Genomic DNA, 16,030 nt, shown 5'->3' with positions numbered 1-16,030 from the left:
ATGCAGTACAATCATCTCAGATTGTACTGCATTTTTTGAATACAGGTGGCTTTTTAATTTTTTGTTATAACTTAATGTAACTTATCACCAGTAAACATACAACTTAAAGCCACTTTTATCCCATTTAATTTTCAAGCAATTATACTATTCGTATGATTACATTCTGTCATGGAATGTTCTAGAAATAACATCCATCTGCTGTTCCTTTGTAAGGTCGATGAACTTAACAGCATAACCAGATACACGGATTGTAAAGTTAGCATATTCTGGCTTTTCTGGGTGTTCCATAGCATCAAGTAACTTATCCTTACCGAATACGTTAACATTGAGGTGATGAGCACCCTGATCGAAGTATCCATCCATAACATTAACAAGGTTGTTAATTCTTTCTTCTTCGTTATGTCCTAAAGCGTCTGGGTTCATTGTCTGTGTATTAGAAATACCATCTAATGCCCACTCGTAAGGAAGCTTTGTAAGTGAGTTAAGTGAAGCAAGAAGACCATTCTGCTCTGCACCATAACTTGGGTTAGCACCAGGAGCAAGTGGAGTACCAGCCTTACGTCCATCAGGCATAGCACCTGTGTACTTACCATATACTACGTTAGAAGTAATTGTAAGGATAGATGTTGTTGGCTCTGAATTTCTGTAAGTATGTCTCTTCTTAATCTTCTCAAGGAATGTCTTAAGTAACCATACAGCAATATCATCAGCTCTGTCATCATCGTTACCATACTTAGGGAAGTCGCCTTCGATTTCGTAATCTACAACGATACCTGTCTCATCACGTACTGTCTTAACCTTTGCATACTTAATAGCTGAAAGTGAATCTACAACGTGTGAGAATCCAGCGATACCAGTAGCAAATGTTCTCTTAACATCTGTATCAATAAGAGCCATCTCAGCAGCTTCATAGTAATACTTATCATGCATATACTGGATAAGGTTAAGTGTATTAACATAAAGATCAGCTAACCAATCCATCATAGCATCGAACTTATCAACAACTTCATCATAATCAAGATATTCTGAAGTAACTGGCTTGTAAGCAGGACCAACCTGTTCTCTGTTCTTAACATCTACACCACCATTGATAGCGTAAAGTAAGCACTTAGCAAGGTTTGCTCTAGCTCCGAAGAACTGCATTTCCTTACCTGTCTGTGTAGCAGATACACAGCAGCAGATTGAATAATCATCGCCCCATGTTACCTTCATAACATCATCGTTCTCATACTGGATTGAAGATGTATCAACAGAAATCTTAGCAGCATACTTCTTGAAGCTTTCTGGAAGTCTTGAAGAATAAAGTACTGTAAGGTTTGGTTCTGGTGAAGGTCCCATGTTCTCAAGTGTATGAAGGAATCTGAAGTCGTTCTTTGTAACCATTGAACGTCCATCGATACCTGTACCACCAACTTCAAGAGTAGCCCATGTAGGATCTCCTGAGAATAATTCGTTGTATGATGTAATTCTTGCGAACTTAACCATTCTACACTTCATAACGAAATGATCAATAAGTTCCTGAGCTTCCTTCTCTGTAAGAGTACCAGCTTCAAGATCTCTCTGAATATAGATATCAAGGAATGTAGATACACGACCTACAGACATAGCAGCACCATTCTGTGTCTTGATAGCTGCAAGATATCCAAAGTATAACCACTGAACAGCTTCCTTAGCATTAGTAGCTGGCTTGCTGATATCATAACCATAGCTTTCAGCCATCTTCTTCATACCTGCAAGTGCCTTGTACTGATCAGATATTTCTTCTCTTAAACGGATAACGTCATCAGTCATTGTTCCACAACCACAGTTAGCGTGATCCTTCTTCTTTTCTTCCATAAGGAAGTCGATACCGTAAAGAGCAACTCTTCTGTAGTCACCTACGATACGTCCACGTCCATAAGTATCTGGAAGACCTGTGATGATGTGGCTGTGACGAGCCTTTCTCATCTCTGGTGTATAAGCATCGAATACACCCTGGTTATGTGTCTTATGATATTCTGTGAAGATCTTATGAAGTTCTGGATCTGGTTCATAACCATAGTTCTTGCATGATTCTTCTGCCATCTTGATACCACCATAAGGCATAAATGCTCTCTTAAGTGGCTTATCTGTCTGAAGACCAACTACCTGTTCAAGCTCCTTCATAGATTCATCTATATATCCAGGACCATAAGCTGTAAGACCAGCAACAACTTTTGTTTCCATATCAAGTACGCCGCCCTTAGCTCTTTCTTCCTTCTGTAATTCCTGAAGTCTTCCCCAAAGCTTGTTAGTAGCTTCTGTAGGTCCTTCAAGGAAACTTTCATCTCCATCATATGGCTTGTAATTGTTCTGAACGAAATCTCTTACATTGATCTCTTCTTTCCAAAGTCTGCCTTTGAAACCATTCCACTGATCAAAATTTACCATTATTGGTTCCTCCTTAATAAAATAACTGTTAATTTGTATAATAGTTTGTATATTGTATACAAAACTCTCAAAAATATAAAGCGAAATGTTAATTTCTTAACTATCTCTCGCAAGGGTATATTAACACCCCTGTCAATTAATTTCAATACATTTTTTAGTTGTTTTTAGTTTTATACAATGACGGCTTAAATTAACATTTTCTTCCAAATTATGTGTCTTTACAGCGGCAGATTATTGTTTATCACGACATTTTATAATAAAATGATTTTTCCTAAAATCAATTTCTCCATTTTTCTTCATACGGCTTAATTCTGCTGACATTGCACTCCTGTCAACTGAAAGATAATCAGCCAACTGCTGCCTGTTAAATGGTATATCGAACTCATCACTCCCACATTTGGCGGCTCTTGCTGATAAATATGACAATACTTTCTCCTTAGTGCTTCGTTTGGATAAATGTGTAATCTTCTCGTTCATAACCACACACCTGTCAGCAAGCATATATATAAGATTATGAATAAGATTACTGTGGAACTGGCACGATGAACTACATACCGTCATAACCTTGTATGTGTCAAGAAATGCAACTATACATTTATCTGCCGCAACAACCTCTACATTGGATGTCTTGTCGTTACTGCATGCATATGCCTCTCCGAATATTTCACCCGCTGACACATATGTCATAATATGCCTGTTGCCCCAGTAATCAGCCTTTTCTATGCTCACATTGCCCTGAATCACCATACCTATTTTGGATATTTTATCGCCTTCATTAAATATAACTTCTTCTTTGTCATACTCGCGAAATGTTATCTCAAGGCATTTGCTCATTCCATTAGCCTCGTCTGGTTCTATACCGCTAAACAGCCTGCTCTTTTGTATAACTCCCATATAATCCTGTGAAATGTCATATAATATTCTGCCCATATTCTTCAATCCTATTCTTCTCTATATTATTCATAAAATAATCTATAAAATCTACGGTGTCTATTCGCAGCCGCTTCCTTTTCTTTTGCACTCATTTGCCAATCTCTATCTTTTCGCACTATTAACTTAATATACTACACACCTGTACTATAACCTAGCATATCCTACACTCACGAATTCGTGCTTCCGCACTCTTTATCCTGTTTCACAGGATATTCGTTCGTTAATGGTGCAAGAAAAGTAAATGTCTGCTTCGCAGCCGCTTCCTTTTCTTTTGCACTCATTACATTATAATCTTATTTTTGTTGTATTTACAACATACTTTATTAATATTTAATATTATACTTACCAGGTAGTTAAGATATAATTCAAACTAATCAGCCAGCTATGAAAATATGGCTGAAAATAACCACAACATATACTTATTAAGACATTTTAGCGGGTCTGCAGGATAGAATCCTGTTTCACAGGATTCTCCACCTATGGCGGAACACTTTAGTGGCATCTACATTACCGCCGTATGGTGAATCTGCCCAGAGGGCTTTTTATTTAACAGGAATTTTTATCAGAATTTTCTATTAAATAAAAATACTACTATAAATAGGAGGATTTATTTGATTATGATAAGAAAGATTATAGAAATTAATGAAGAACTCTGCAACGGCTGTGGCTTATGTGCACACGCCTGTCACGAGGGAGCTATTGGAATTGTTGACGGAAAGGCTAAGCTTTTAAGAGATGATTATTGTGACGGTTTTGGCGACTGTCTGCCAGCCTGCCCTATGAATGCAATTCGTTTTATTGAGCGTGAAGCTCCTGAATATAATGAAGCTGAAGTACTTGCTAACAAAGCGGCAAGTGGAAACCAGATTAACAACTGGCCTGTACAGATTAAGCTTGTATCTCCTTTTGCACCATGCTTTAATGGAGCTGACCTTCTTATTGCAGCAGATTGTACAGCTTATGCCTACAGTACATTCCACCACGATTTTATGCGTAACCACATAACACTTATCGGATGTCCAAAGCTTGATATGGTTGACTATTCTGAGAAATTAACCGAGATATTCAAGAATAATAACATAAAGAGCATAACTGTAACACGTATGACTGTACCTTGCTGTGGTGGATTGCAGTATGCAGTTGAAAAGGCTGTAGCTGACAGCGGCAAGACAATTCCTGTAAGAGTTGTAACTATTGGTACTGATGGCAACCGTGTTAATTAATTTTTCTGTAATGCTTAGTGATATAGTACAACTATAAAAATACAGGTGACGACTATATCATTTTCCCATATCAATAAAATATATTAACCATAACTCTGCCTCTGCAAATGTATAATATCGAAATGCTTTTCCAGGTTTATAATATAAGATTGTCACACGAAACTTATATTTTAATATGCTGACATTACTCAGGACTTTTATATTTCTATGTTCTATATAATGCCAGCATATAATTTCTTGTAACAGTCTTTAATTATTTTTTATTCTCCTATATTCCCAATTATATCCCTCAATGGCACATTTTCTGCCTCACATATGCTCTTAATAGTTTCATATTCAGGATATCTCTTAACTTTGCCATTAGGAAGCGTACACACCTTTACGTCAATTTCACCATATGGTGTACTGACTTTTTCAATTTTTCTTGGAAGAATTGTTCTCTTCATTGCACAACGTCTTATTCCTATTGTCGTTGTTTCCTCAAATATGATATTTTCCATAGTCGTAATATCTTCCTTGCAGCATATTACAACAAGCTCATATGCAGGTCTGTTCTTTTTCATATATATAGGAAGAAAATGCACTTCTCTTGCACCCGCCTTATACAGGCGCTCCATAGTGTATCCTAATATCTCTGACGAACAGTCATCAATATCCGTTTCCAGCTTATATATTAAGTCAGCATTTTCGTCTAAGCTTTCACTATTACTCTCAATAAGCATTGCCCTTAATACTCCCGGAAGCTCATACTCTCTCTTGCCTGCACCATATCCAGTCTTCTTTATTGTAAAATGCTGTGGAAGTGCTGTATCTGTTCTTACAGCCGCTACAATCGCCGCTCCCGTTGGCGTTACAAGTTCGCCTTTAATATTGGTATTGCTTAATTCTATATTATAAGCTGATGTTATATTAAGAACCGCTGGCACTGGTACTGGAATTATTCCGTGCTGGCACCTTATTGTTCCAGTTCCCTCGCTGATACCTGGAACATACACCCTGTCTATATGCAGGTTATCGAAGCATACAGCAAACGCCACTATATCCACAATCGAGTCTACTGCACCAACCTCGTGAAAATGAACATTTTCAATATCTGTAGCGTGTGCCTTGGCTTCTGCTTCTGCTAATATTCTGAATATTTTCTTAGCAAGCTTTTCTGCATTCTCAGTAAGCTGTGTCTGCTCTATAATAGAATATATTTCTTTCAGCCCCCTGTGGCTGTGATGTGCTGAATGAGTATGCGAATGTACATTTTCAAAATTGTGCGTATGCCCTTCGCCATTAAGATGTCCATACAGATATTCCATATCGTGGTCGTGGTTCTCGTGTCCGCTGTCCAGCACTACATTAAAATCACACGAATCTATACCATTCTTTTTAACTCTTGTTATCTTAACCTCATAACCTGTCAGAGGCATAGTTGCAAGTGTTTTTAACAAATATTCTTTATCCGCTCCGGCATCAAGAAGTGCCGCAACAGACATATCTCCGCTTATTCCTGAATAACATTCAAGATATAATTCTCTCATATATGTATAACCTCATTTCTTAGCAAATGTAGTAAAAAGGCAAGCATCATTCATCTAGATAATAAATCTGATGCTGTGCCTGCCCTTTCCTTGTTTACGATATAATATGACTACTTCGTAGTCACTTAGAAGTTTCTTCGAAACTTCGTATGCGTTGAAAAACAACGCAGAAATTATGATATAATATGACTACTTCGTAGTCACTTAGAAGTTTCTTCGAAACTTCGTATGCGTTGAAGAACAACGCAGAAATTATGATATAATATGACTACTTCGTAGTCACTTAGAAGTTTCTTCGAAACTTCAGATGCGTTGAAGAACAACGCAGAAATTATGATATAATATGACTACTTCGTAGTCACTTAGAAGTTTCTTCGAAACTTCAGATGCGCTGAAAAGCTGCACAAATAGTTAACATTTATTTACTGGCCTATGAATTCCATAACCTGTTCTTCACCTATAAAGCCTATATTAGTTGCAGCAACTTCTCCGTTCTTAAATAAAAGAAGGGTTGGTATTGAAGCTACCTTATACTGTAATGCAAGATTAAGTTCCTTATCTGTATCAATCTTACATATCTTTACATCGTCCTGCTTTGCCGCTACTTCCTCAAGGACTGGTGCAAGCATCTGGCAAGGTCCACACCATGTTGCCCAGAAATCTACAAGCACTGGCTTATCCGACTCAAGTACCTCCTGTTTAAATGTTGCTTCTGTAACGTGAATAATCTCCATAATTATCTCCTTTCGTTTTTCTTTTCAATCTCCATATGATATAATATTTTATTCAATGTCCACGACTTGTTAGTCTTAGTCATAACAGCCTTGTAATCGACATTAAGATTGTTGTTTCTGATACCAAATAAAAGCTTGTCCAGATGTTTCTGTGTAACATCACAGAATATAACTATGCTTTTATCTTTATTAATAAATGGCATAATATCATCAGTTCTGTAATCCTGACTATATGCCAGTACATTTTCTAATGTATCTGAAAGCTTAGTATTGTCAATAACTATGCTTTTTATTCGCATATTAGCCGCCATTGTTATAATCTTTCTGGCATCAGCTACATTATATATTATAATCTTTTCCATATACAATCCTCATTATCCAAACATTTTATTTAATTAATACAATTCCTAAAATCACCAGCAGCCCGGAACTCACATTAAAATCACTTAATCATTCTCTTAATTTCATTCAGTTCTTCCTCGTGCTTTCTTGAAATAGCACCCGGATTACGTTTCATAATTCTGAATACGCTCTTGTAGTTTCTTCCAGTATCAGCCTTAAGATTTACCTTTTCATTTTCAAGTGTTTCTAAAAGCTGGTTAGCCGCCTTCTCGTCCATAATCTTATTCTTAAGACTCTCTTTAACAGCCTCTGTCATTCTCTGTAAGGTTGCAAGCTTAACACCTTTTCTTTCATTCATATCATTCTCGAATGAAATTCTACCCTTAAGCTTACCCACTGAACCTGCCTTATTCATAACACTTGCTTTACCTTCAGCGAATTTTTCTTTCATTTTATTATAATCATCTTCAACAAATGCTGAGGCAACCTCAAGTCTTTTGGCAAGAATTCTTATCTGTTCATTACTATTAGCAAGCTTTTCAATTGCAGCCTTCAAATCCATAGCTTCATTGAATGACTGTGTAAAGTCAACTGCCATAGCTATTGTCAAGACAAATGCTATTATGTCCGTAATTGTATCTGGAAGCATATATACAATGCCCTCTATAGGTCTGTGTACAATTCTTACAAGAAGAACAGAGAACACACCCCAGCCTAATGATACGAACAGACATATATGTCCCATTAAATTTAATGGCTGATTACTGTAATCCCAGTATCTTACGCCGAACATTTTCTCCATACAATATCCTGTAACAAATTCAAGTATTGTTGATGATATCATTCCAAACAGGAATATTAAAGCTATATTATCCCTTACTCCTATAGTACTTACCAATATTACCATTGCACCTGAACCATATATTGGAAGTGCTGGTCCATGAAGAAATCCCCTGTTTACCCACTTTCCTTTTCTGGCTGATACATAACAACATTCCCATACCCAACCAAAGAAACAATATATATAAAAGAATAATAACCACTGCGATACAGTATATGCCTGCATTGTAGCCTCCATTTCTATTAATTACAACATAATAATTACAATATAAAATATGTAACATTTTACCACTTATAATTATTAATTACAAACAGCCAAGCCTTAAAAAACTTGTTATTTATACTTTTTTAATATTCTGACATTCCGCTTTCTTAGGTTATATATATTTCCTGTTATATAAAAGTAAATTCCTGCCAGTACCTTATAGCACCCGACAGGAATTCACCTTTAACTTTGGTATGAATTTAGTTCCACATAAGATTTCTGAACTTTTGTTTGAATTTTTTACTACATATTAGTTCTGTTCCCTCTCTTAATATTATCGAATTAACCGTCATACTACTCACATTCATACAATTAACTATCTCCGACTCATTAATGTACTCAAACCCATATTTCCCCAATAAATTATATACATCCTTCATCTTCCCATAAAATCTATCACTGGCATTATTCGTATGAATCATAATAATTCTGTTGGCACAGCTTATATAGTTGATTTCATCAATTCTGATGCGTACTACTTTAATGCTATTACCATATATTAATACTCTGGTATCCTCATTAAGAACCATCTTATATGTGTTCATATTCCGTCCCTCTCCTTATCTTTAGTGATGCGGTGAAATCGGAACTGCCATATATAATTTTATTACAATTCATATATGACGTAAACAGCCTTATATGCAATATTTATCTTATGCAAATGTATACAAGGTAAGCCACATATGATACAAGCATAACTGCACCATGCCAGTTGACAAGCTTTTTCTTTGACCACGCGAATATCCATACAACCACACTCATAACAACAAGAATAGCAATGTCGATAAGATTTTCTGTTACAAATGCTACAGGACTTATTGCCCCAGCAACACCCAATACAAGAAGAATATTAAAAATGTTAGAGCCGATGACATTTCCCAATGCCATATCCACTTCATTCTTCTTAGCCGCAACGATTGATGTAACAAGCTCTGGAAGACTTGTTCCTAGTGCAACTATTGTAAGTCCGATAAGATTCTGGCTTATACCAAATCCAGTTGCAATTGTGGAAGCTCCATCAACAACAAAATCACCACCGAACTTAATAGCTACTGCTCCACCAATAATGTATACAATACACTGCCATACTGGAAGAATTTTTATCTCTTCATCAACCTCTTCTTCAAGTTCTTTATTAAGTGCCTCGTTACGTGCATTTTTAGCTGATACAATCATCAAGCAAAGGTAAACTGCGAATATTACAAGAAATACTATTCCGTCAATTCTTCCAAGTGTCATTCCAACAGCACCAAGTGCCGCAAGAAGAATGGCACATATGATAGAAAATGGAAATTCTTTCTTTAAAGTATCTTTTGATACCGCCAATGGTGTAAATAATGCACATACACCACACACAACCATAAGGTTAAATATATTAGAACCTATTACATTACTTACAGCTAAAGCATTATTATTGTTAAGTGAAGCTGTAACACTAACTGCACATTCTGGCAGACTTGTACCCATAGCTACAATTGTAAGTCCGATTATCATTGAAGGTACTTTTAATCTTTTCGCAACTGACGAACTTCCGTCAACAAAGAAATCTGCTCCCTTTATAAGAAGCACAAAACCTATAATAAGCAGTAATAATGCCAATAACATTTCTTTCATATATTAATCCTCATTTCTTACTTAATTATAATATTATAACTAAAGTATTCCCAAACCGTCAAGTAATATCTTAATTCCTATAAGAATAAGAATAATCCCTCCACAAAGTTCTGCTTTAGACTGATATTTATCACCAAATATACTTCCAATTTTAACACCTGCCGCTGAACAGACAAATGTAATACAGCCTATAAATAATACCGCTGGAAGAATGGCAACCTTAAGGAATGCTAATGACACGCCTACTGCAAGTGCATCAATACTTGTTGCAATTGCAAGTAATAACATACTCTTAAATCCCATATCATTGCTGACATTTTCTTCTTCCCCTAATGACTCCTTAATCATATTACCACCAATTGCAAGAAGAAGTGCAAATGCAACCCAGTGTGAATATCTGGTAACCATATCGGCAAACAGACTTCCGAGATAATAGCCAATAAGCGGCATCAATGCCTGAAATCCACCAAACCACGCACCGGCAATGCACATATGCTTAGGCTTTATCTTTCCAAGCGACAAGCCCTTACATATAGATACAGCAAAAGCATCCATTGAAAGTCCTACTGCCAGTATAAATAATTCAACAATACTCATTTCTTAATTGTCCTCATTTCTATATTTTATCTGTTGCTCCAAGAAAGATTATAACCAATTGTCATATCATATATAATAATTGATGTTTTAACGAAAACGAATTCCAGTTATATAAAAAAGACCCGCAGACAGTACTGATACTGTCCACGAGTCTCATCATTTAAAGTAATACCGGGCTTATAAGCCATTATGTCGATATAACTGCATATATAAATATGCCGATTACTCCCTCTAGGAATTAGCTTATTGATAATTTATCATCAATAGTCTGATTTTGCAATGTTTTTTTTCGCATACATATTTATCAGAGTTATAAAATTCCAGCAATAATATATGTAATTAATGCCGCAATCCATGCTACAACACACTGAATAACTACAACATATGCTGCCCATTTACCTCCAAGTTCTTTTTTAACTGAGGCAATTGCCGCAACACAAGGTGTATACAAAAGACAGAACACAAGAAATGACATTGCACCCGCAGCTGATATAACAGATACCATCTCTATCGTACTTCCAAATAGAATTGATATCGTAGATACTACACTTTCCTTTGCCATTACGCCTGTAAGTATAGCTGTTACAAGTCTCCAGTCTCCAAATCCTAATGGTTTAAACAACGGAGTAATCATACCTGCTAATACAGCAAGTATACTCTGTCTTGAATCTGCCACAACGTTAAGCCTTATATCAAAATTCTGCATAAACCATATAAGTATTGTTGCAATAAATATAATAGAAAATGCTTTCTGTAAGAAATCCTTTGCCTTTTCCCATAACAAATGTACCACATTCTTAGCACCAGGCATTCTGTAATTAGGAAGCTCCATAACAAATGGAACTGGTTCTCCCTTAAATAATGTCTTTTTAAATATAAACGCCATAATTATTCCAACAATAATTCCTATAAAATACATACCTATCATAACAAGCGCTGCATAATGTGGGAAAAATGCTGCTGAGAAAAAGGCATATATAGGTACTTTTGCTGAACAACTCATAAATGGTGTTAAAAGAACTGTCATCCTACGGTCTCTTTCAGATGAAAGTGTACGGCTTGCCATAACTCCTGGAACACTACATCCAAAACCAATTAACATAGGCACTATACTTCTTCCTGATAATCCAAGTTTACGTAAGAGCTTATCCATAATAAATGCGACTCTTGCCATATAACCGCTATCTTCAAGAATTGATAAAAAGAAGAATAATGTTACGATTATCGGAAGAAAGCTTAATACACTACCAACCCCATTGAATATTCCATCTATGATAAGTGCATGCAATACCGAATTAACATTCATTGCTGTCAGAAGATTATCAACCCCATTTGTAACAAATGTAATTAAAATATCAAGTACATTGGAGAGTGCCGCACCTATAACATTAAATGTAAGATAAAACACAAGTCCCATAATTGCTATAAACATTGGGATACCTGTATATTTACCAGTAAGAAGCTTATCAATCTTCTGGCTTCGTATTCTTTCCTTACTTTCTCTTGGCTTTACAACCGTATTCTTACAGACATCTTCAATATAAGCAAATCTCATATCTGCTATAGCTGAGGCTCTATCCATTCCACATTCTTCTTCCATCTGTACTATAATGTGTTCAATCATTTCTTTTTCATTCTGCTCAAGTTCAAGATGCTTAAGTACAAGTGAATCCCCCTCAACAACCTTGGAGGCTGCAAATCTTTCAGGGTATCCTGCTTTGTCTGCATGGTCACTTATAAGCGACATAATGCCATGTATACATCTATGAACCGCACTGTCCTTGGAACAAAAATCTGATATCTGTGGTTTTTCCTGATATTTTGCAACGTGAATGGCATGACTTACCAGTTCTTCTATGCCCTCACCTTTAGCCGCTGATATTGGTATAACCGGAACTCCAAGCAATTCCTCAATTGCGTTAATTCTTACAGAACCTCCATTGACTCTTACCTCATCCATCATATTAAGTGCAATTACCATAGGAATTCCTAATTCCATAAGCTGCATTGACAGATAAAGGTTTCTTTCAATATTAGTAGCATCTAATATATTAATAATACCTTTAGGTTTGTCCATAAGCAGAAATTCCCTTGTTACTATTTCTTCACTGCTATATGGTGACATTGAATATATTCCTGGCAAATCTGTTATAAGTGTATCAGGATAACCTTTTATAACTCCGTCTTTTCTATCAACTGTAACACCTGGAAAATTACCTATATGCTGATTGGAGCCTGTTAATACATTAAAAAGGGTTGTTTTTCCACAATTCTGGTTGCCTACAAGTGCAAATGTCAGCTTTTCATCATCTGGAAGAGGATTTTCATTTTCCTTATCGTGATACCTGCCTCCTTCACCAAATCCCGGATGTTCCTTTACTATACTATTCATTTTAACATTTTCCACAGCTTTATTATCAATACAATAAGGCTCACTTACCTCTATCTGTTCTGCATCTGAAAGTCTTATGGTAAGCTCATAGCTATGAATTCTTAATTCAACAGGGTCACCCATAGGAGCATATTTTATAACTGTAACTTCTGCACCCTGAATAAGTCCCATATCCAGAAAATGTTGTCTTAATGCACCATCTCCACCTACTTTTAATATTGTAGCACTTTTACCTGCTGGCAAATCTTTTATTGTCACAATCGTACCTCCTGTTATATATTCGAAATGTATCTTATTCGGCTAAATATTATCTTTAACTTGTTAAATTTGTATTATCCTGTCTGCTTATTATGTCACTTCTATGCGTAATTCCTGTTATTCTGTCATATAGCATATTTCTTGTGCTGCTAAACAGACACAATAATAAATCAAATGCCATATATATTGTAATTAAAATACATATCACACATCCTGCTGTAACTGCCCATAATTTTACCCCTTCAAGTTCAATCGCCATACGATAAAAGTTATACGCATATAGTAATGAGGGTACACTTATTGTATATATTATAAAATATCTTATAAACAGCTTATACATTTTTATATGTGGAACTTTATTAATATTAAGAACAGTATCTTTGCAGTCTATAAGACGTATATTAACCAGTGCCTTGCCTATTGTCCGCCCTCTTGTAAGCTTTGTCACAAGTGTGAACACAATAACGATATACAGCGATAAAATAACTACATATCTCACATCATATACCGAACCCAGCACCATTTTCCTGGTAATTATATGCTCGTGCCAAAGCAACAGCATAGCCGCCAGCACTGGAATCATTATAATTACCATATCAATTATCCACGCAACACCTCTCCTGAATTCAGATACAATCTGCCCTCTCTTATATGCAGCCTCATCAAGTCTATCCCTTTTCGGAAGCATAAACACTATAAGCGGTGTGCATACATAACCTAATACTCCACCTAATGTATTACATATAAGGTCATCAACCTCAAAATACCTATATGGATATCTGTATATTCCATACAGTCCTGAAATCTGTGTCAATTCAAAGAACAGGCTGTACCCAAATGAAAATATAAGCACCTGCCACCAGGGTCTTTTAAAATAATATCTAAGATATACTCCAAACGGAAATAACAGCAGTATATTAAATGCAGCCTGCCAGAAATCAAAACATTTAAACAGGTTAACATATGTAGATGGCTGTGACAAAGTGACATTAGCTGTAGCTATAATTCTCCTTATTGCATCAAACGGAACAAGCAGGACACTCGCAGTATCTGGTGTAACCGAGCTTCTTGGAGGAAGTGGAAGCACTGTCATAAAATATGATGTCAGCATATAGAATATAAATGTATATACAATCCCCGTTCTAAGTATAAGGATTGAACCATATTTGTGATACTCATATAATATGTAAGGTATTGTAAATATTACAGCAAGTATAGGAAACACATAGCAGGCTGATATTATTGGTTTTAAATATACTTCCATTAACTGACTCCTTGTTATCTTATTAAATATGCTTTAGTAATTATCAAATATCCGAATAAGTTTAACACGCATATTGGCTCTTATCAATATTTTTTATCAATAACCGGTGTAAAGTGAAATTTATAAAAATTTGTTGTAAATTAGATAATTCACAGTTGACAGTATCTCTATGCAATGAGAGAATACTAACTGAAACAGAATTATAATCACAACATATTATTAATTCTAAGAAAAAATAAAGTGAACGGATATAAGAATTTTACAGATTTTTTATACATATATTTATGATACAATATCCGTATCCGATTGGAGGAATAATGTTAGAGATTTTAAAAGCGATACTTTTTGGTATTGTCGAAGGTATCACTGAATGGCTTCCTATAAGCAGCACAGGACATATGATACTTTTAAATGAAATTATGCCATTAAAAGTATCTGATGCATTCTATAGTATGTTTGAGGTAGTTATCCAGCTTGGTGCTATTATGGCAGTTGTTATACTATTCTGGAACAAGTTATGGCCATTTGGAAAGAACAATAATAAAGAACCACTCTCATCTGAGGGTGCAGGTGCTTATATCAAGTGTGATATATTCAAGCTCTGGTTTCACATTCTTGTTTCGTGCATACCTGCCGCAATTGTCGGCGTATTATTTGATGAAAAGCTTGAAGAACTTTTCTATAACTACACAACTGTAGCTATTATGCTTATACTCTTTGGTATTGCATTTATTATTGTAGAGACTATGCACCACGGCAAGAAAGCCAAGGTCAGAACTATTGAAGGCATTGATTATAAGCTTGCTGCATATATAGGTCTTTTTCAGCTTATCGCTGCTATATTCCCTGGAACATCACGTTCAGGTGCAACTATTGTCGGTGCTCTAATTCTTGGTGTTTCAAGAACTGTTGCTGCTGAGTATACATTTTTCCTTGCAGTACCTGTTATGTTCGGAGCAAGCCTTCTTAAGGGTGTTAAGTTCCTTCTTCATAACTCAATGACTTCACAGGAAGGAATAATTCTCCTTGTTGGTATGCTTGTAGCTTTCGTTGTATCTCTTTTCGTTATCAGATTTCTTATGGGATACATTAAGAAACACGATTTCAAGGTGTTCGGATGGTACAGAATTGTACTTGGTATAATCGTGCTGATATGCGGATTTGTAGGCGTTATTGGTTAATCAGACGCTTATAATACTTATTATATAATTTCAATTAATAAAATCTGGATTTTATGATTAACTCACATAACGGTATGTTAATCGTAAAACCCAGATTTTTTTATTCACAGTCCTATATTATATCTATACTTTTTTAACATATTACTTCTTTAATCTTCATATTCACCCTGTAAATATACCATATCTTGTATAAAGAATATAAAGCACGATTATCTGAATAACAAGTATAACTGGTACACCCAGTGTGAATTTAATATGCCTTGTCTTATGTCTTATTGTATACATAGCAAGTAGTGCCGCTGGAGAACCACCTATAACTGCTAAGAATATAAGCGTCTTTTCAGGTATTCTCCAAAGATGATGTACTGCTTTATATTTATCCAGTGCATATATAACAAATGTTATTATATTGATTAAAATAAGCCATTCTATAAATGTATCTCTCATAG

14 protein-coding genes are annotated in these 16,030 nt (G+C 35.6%); 2 read left to right on the top strand and 12 right to left on the bottom strand.

The window, feature by feature from the left end:
- Positions 1–156 precede the first annotated feature (156 nt).
- On the bottom strand, positions 157–2,409 hold the full coding sequence (gene pflB / locus WMO42_RS00185; RefSeq protein ID WP_055175785.1) for a formate C-acetyltransferase: 2,253 nt from the start codon (positions 2,407–2,409) through the stop codon (positions 157–159).
- Positions 2,410–2,640: 231 nt separating this feature from the next.
- Entirely contained in the window at positions 2,641–3,339 is a 699-nt protein-coding gene (locus WMO42_RS00180; RefSeq protein ID WP_349191239.1) for a Crp/Fnr family transcriptional regulator, read from the bottom strand.
- A gap of 620 nt (positions 3,340–3,959) precedes the next feature.
- On the opposite strand from WMO42_RS00180, the gene WMO42_RS00175 reads away from it, so the two are divergent.
- A complete protein-coding gene (locus tag WMO42_RS00175) occupies positions 3,960–4,565 on the top strand; it encodes a 4Fe-4S binding protein (RefSeq protein WP_022501838.1) in 606 nt (201 codons plus the stop codon).
- A 260-nt stretch (positions 4,566–4,825) separates the two neighbouring features.
- Here the strand turns inward: WMO42_RS00175 and larC are convergent, their stop codons facing one another.
- From larC to WMO42_RS00130, 9 genes are all read right to left on the bottom strand, one after another.
- Positions 4,826–6,094 carry a nickel pincer cofactor biosynthesis protein LarC gene (gene larC, locus WMO42_RS00170; RefSeq protein WP_022501839.1) on the bottom strand — a complete coding sequence of 423 codons (1,269 nt, stop codon included), beginning with the start codon at positions 6,092–6,094 and terminating at the stop codon, positions 4,826–4,828.
- A gap of 422 nt (positions 6,095–6,516) precedes the next feature.
- On the bottom strand, positions 6,517–6,828 hold the full coding sequence (gene trxA / locus WMO42_RS00165) for a thioredoxin (RefSeq protein ID WP_055175797.1): 312 nt from the start codon (positions 6,826–6,828) through the stop codon (positions 6,517–6,519).
- A 2-nt stretch (positions 6,829–6,830) separates the two neighbouring features.
- On the bottom strand, positions 6,831–7,190 hold the full coding sequence (locus WMO42_RS00160) for a DUF3783 domain-containing protein (RefSeq protein WP_022501848.1): 360 nt from the start codon (positions 7,188–7,190) through the stop codon (positions 6,831–6,833).
- Between the two features lie 80 nt (positions 7,191–7,270).
- Positions 7,271–8,236 carry a membrane protein gene (locus tag WMO42_RS00155; RefSeq protein ID WP_022501849.1) on the bottom strand — a complete coding sequence of 322 codons (966 nt, stop codon included), beginning with the start codon at positions 8,234–8,236 and terminating at the stop codon, positions 7,271–7,273.
- A gap of 239 nt (positions 8,237–8,475) precedes the next feature.
- Entirely contained in the window at positions 8,476–8,820 is a 345-nt protein-coding gene (locus WMO42_RS00150) for a LytTR family DNA-binding domain-containing protein (protein ID WP_022501850.1), read from the bottom strand.
- Positions 8,821–8,923: 103 nt separating this feature from the next.
- Positions 8,924–9,889, bottom strand: a complete 966-nt coding sequence (locus WMO42_RS00145) for a calcium/sodium antiporter (RefSeq protein ID WP_022501851.1) — start codon at positions 9,887–9,889, stop codon at positions 8,924–8,926.
- Positions 9,890–9,928: 39 nt separating this feature from the next.
- A complete protein-coding gene (locus WMO42_RS00140) occupies positions 9,929–10,486 on the bottom strand; it encodes a manganese efflux pump MntP family protein (protein ID WP_022501852.1) in 558 nt (185 codons plus the stop codon).
- A gap of 310 nt (positions 10,487–10,796) precedes the next feature.
- Complete coding sequence (feoB, locus tag WMO42_RS00135; RefSeq protein WP_022501853.1) at positions 10,797–13,136, bottom strand: ferrous iron transport protein B; 2,340 nt, start codon at positions 13,134–13,136, stop codon at positions 10,797–10,799.
- A 55-nt stretch (positions 13,137–13,191) separates the two neighbouring features.
- Positions 13,192–14,400 carry a VanZ family protein gene (locus WMO42_RS00130; RefSeq protein WP_090139670.1) on the bottom strand — a complete coding sequence of 403 codons (1,209 nt, stop codon included), beginning with the start codon at positions 14,398–14,400 and terminating at the stop codon, positions 13,192–13,194.
- Positions 14,401–14,717: 317 nt separating this feature from the next.
- On the opposite strand from WMO42_RS00130, the gene WMO42_RS00125 reads away from it, so the two are divergent.
- Positions 14,718–15,581: an undecaprenyl-diphosphate phosphatase gene (locus WMO42_RS00125; RefSeq protein ID WP_022501855.1), complete on the top strand. Its 864-nt coding sequence runs from the start codon at positions 14,718–14,720 to the stop codon at positions 15,579–15,581.
- Between the two features lie 162 nt (positions 15,582–15,743).
- Here WMO42_RS00125 and WMO42_RS00120 read toward each other — a convergent pair whose 3' ends face one another.
- The gene (locus tag WMO42_RS00120; RefSeq protein ID WP_090139675.1) at positions 15,744–16,028 is read right to left on the bottom strand and encodes a DUF1294 domain-containing protein; all 285 of its coding nucleotides are present in this window, start codon (positions 16,026–16,028) and stop codon (positions 15,744–15,746) included.
- Positions 16,029–16,030 lie beyond the last annotated feature (2 nt).

This window comes from Lachnospira sp. CLA-JM-H23 (assembly GCF_040096425.1).
Taxonomy (GTDB): Bacteria; Bacillota; Clostridia; order Lachnospirales; family Lachnospiraceae; genus Lachnospira; species Lachnospira rogosae.
This window is presented reverse-complemented; position numbering and strand designations above follow the sequence as displayed.

Coding starts and splice junctions, on each gene's coding strand:
- pflB (WP_055175785.1), bottom strand. CDS start 2,409: ATGGTAAATTTTGATCAGTGGAATGGTTTCAAAGGCAGACTTTGGAAA.
- WMO42_RS00180 (WP_349191239.1), bottom strand. CDS start 3,339: ATGGGCAGAATATTATATGACATTTCACAGGATTATATGGGAGTTATA.
- WMO42_RS00175 (WP_022501838.1), top strand. CDS start 3,960: ATGATAAGAAAGATTATAGAAATTAATGAAGAACTCTGCAACGGCTGT.
- larC (WP_022501839.1), bottom strand. CDS start 6,094: ATGAGAGAATTATATCTTGAATGTTATTCAGGAATAAGCGGAGATATG.
- trxA (WP_055175797.1), bottom strand. CDS start 6,828: ATGGAGATTATTCACGTTACAGAAGCAACATTTAAACAGGAGGTACTT.
- WMO42_RS00160 (WP_022501848.1), bottom strand. CDS start 7,190: ATGGAAAAGATTATAATATATAATGTAGCTGATGCCAGAAAGATTATA.
- WMO42_RS00155 (WP_022501849.1), bottom strand. CDS start 8,236: ATGCAGGCATATACTGTATCGCAGTGGTTATTATTCTTTTATATATAT.
- WMO42_RS00150 (WP_022501850.1), bottom strand. CDS start 8,820: ATGAACACATATAAGATGGTTCTTAATGAGGATACCAGAGTATTAATA.
- WMO42_RS00145 (WP_022501851.1), bottom strand. CDS start 9,889: ATGAAAGAAATGTTATTGGCATTATTACTGCTTATTATAGGTTTTGTG.
- WMO42_RS00140 (WP_022501852.1), bottom strand. CDS start 10,486: ATGAGTATTGTTGAATTATTTATACTGGCAGTAGGACTTTCAATGGAT.
- WMO42_RS00130 (WP_090139670.1), bottom strand. CDS start 14,400: ATGGAAGTATATTTAAAACCAATAATATCAGCCTGCTATGTGTTTCCT.
- WMO42_RS00125 (WP_022501855.1), top strand. CDS start 14,718: ATGTTAGAGATTTTAAAAGCGATACTTTTTGGTATTGTCGAAGGTATC.
- WMO42_RS00120 (WP_090139675.1), bottom strand. CDS start 16,028: ATGAGAGATACATTTATAGAATGGCTTATTTTAATCAATATAATAACA.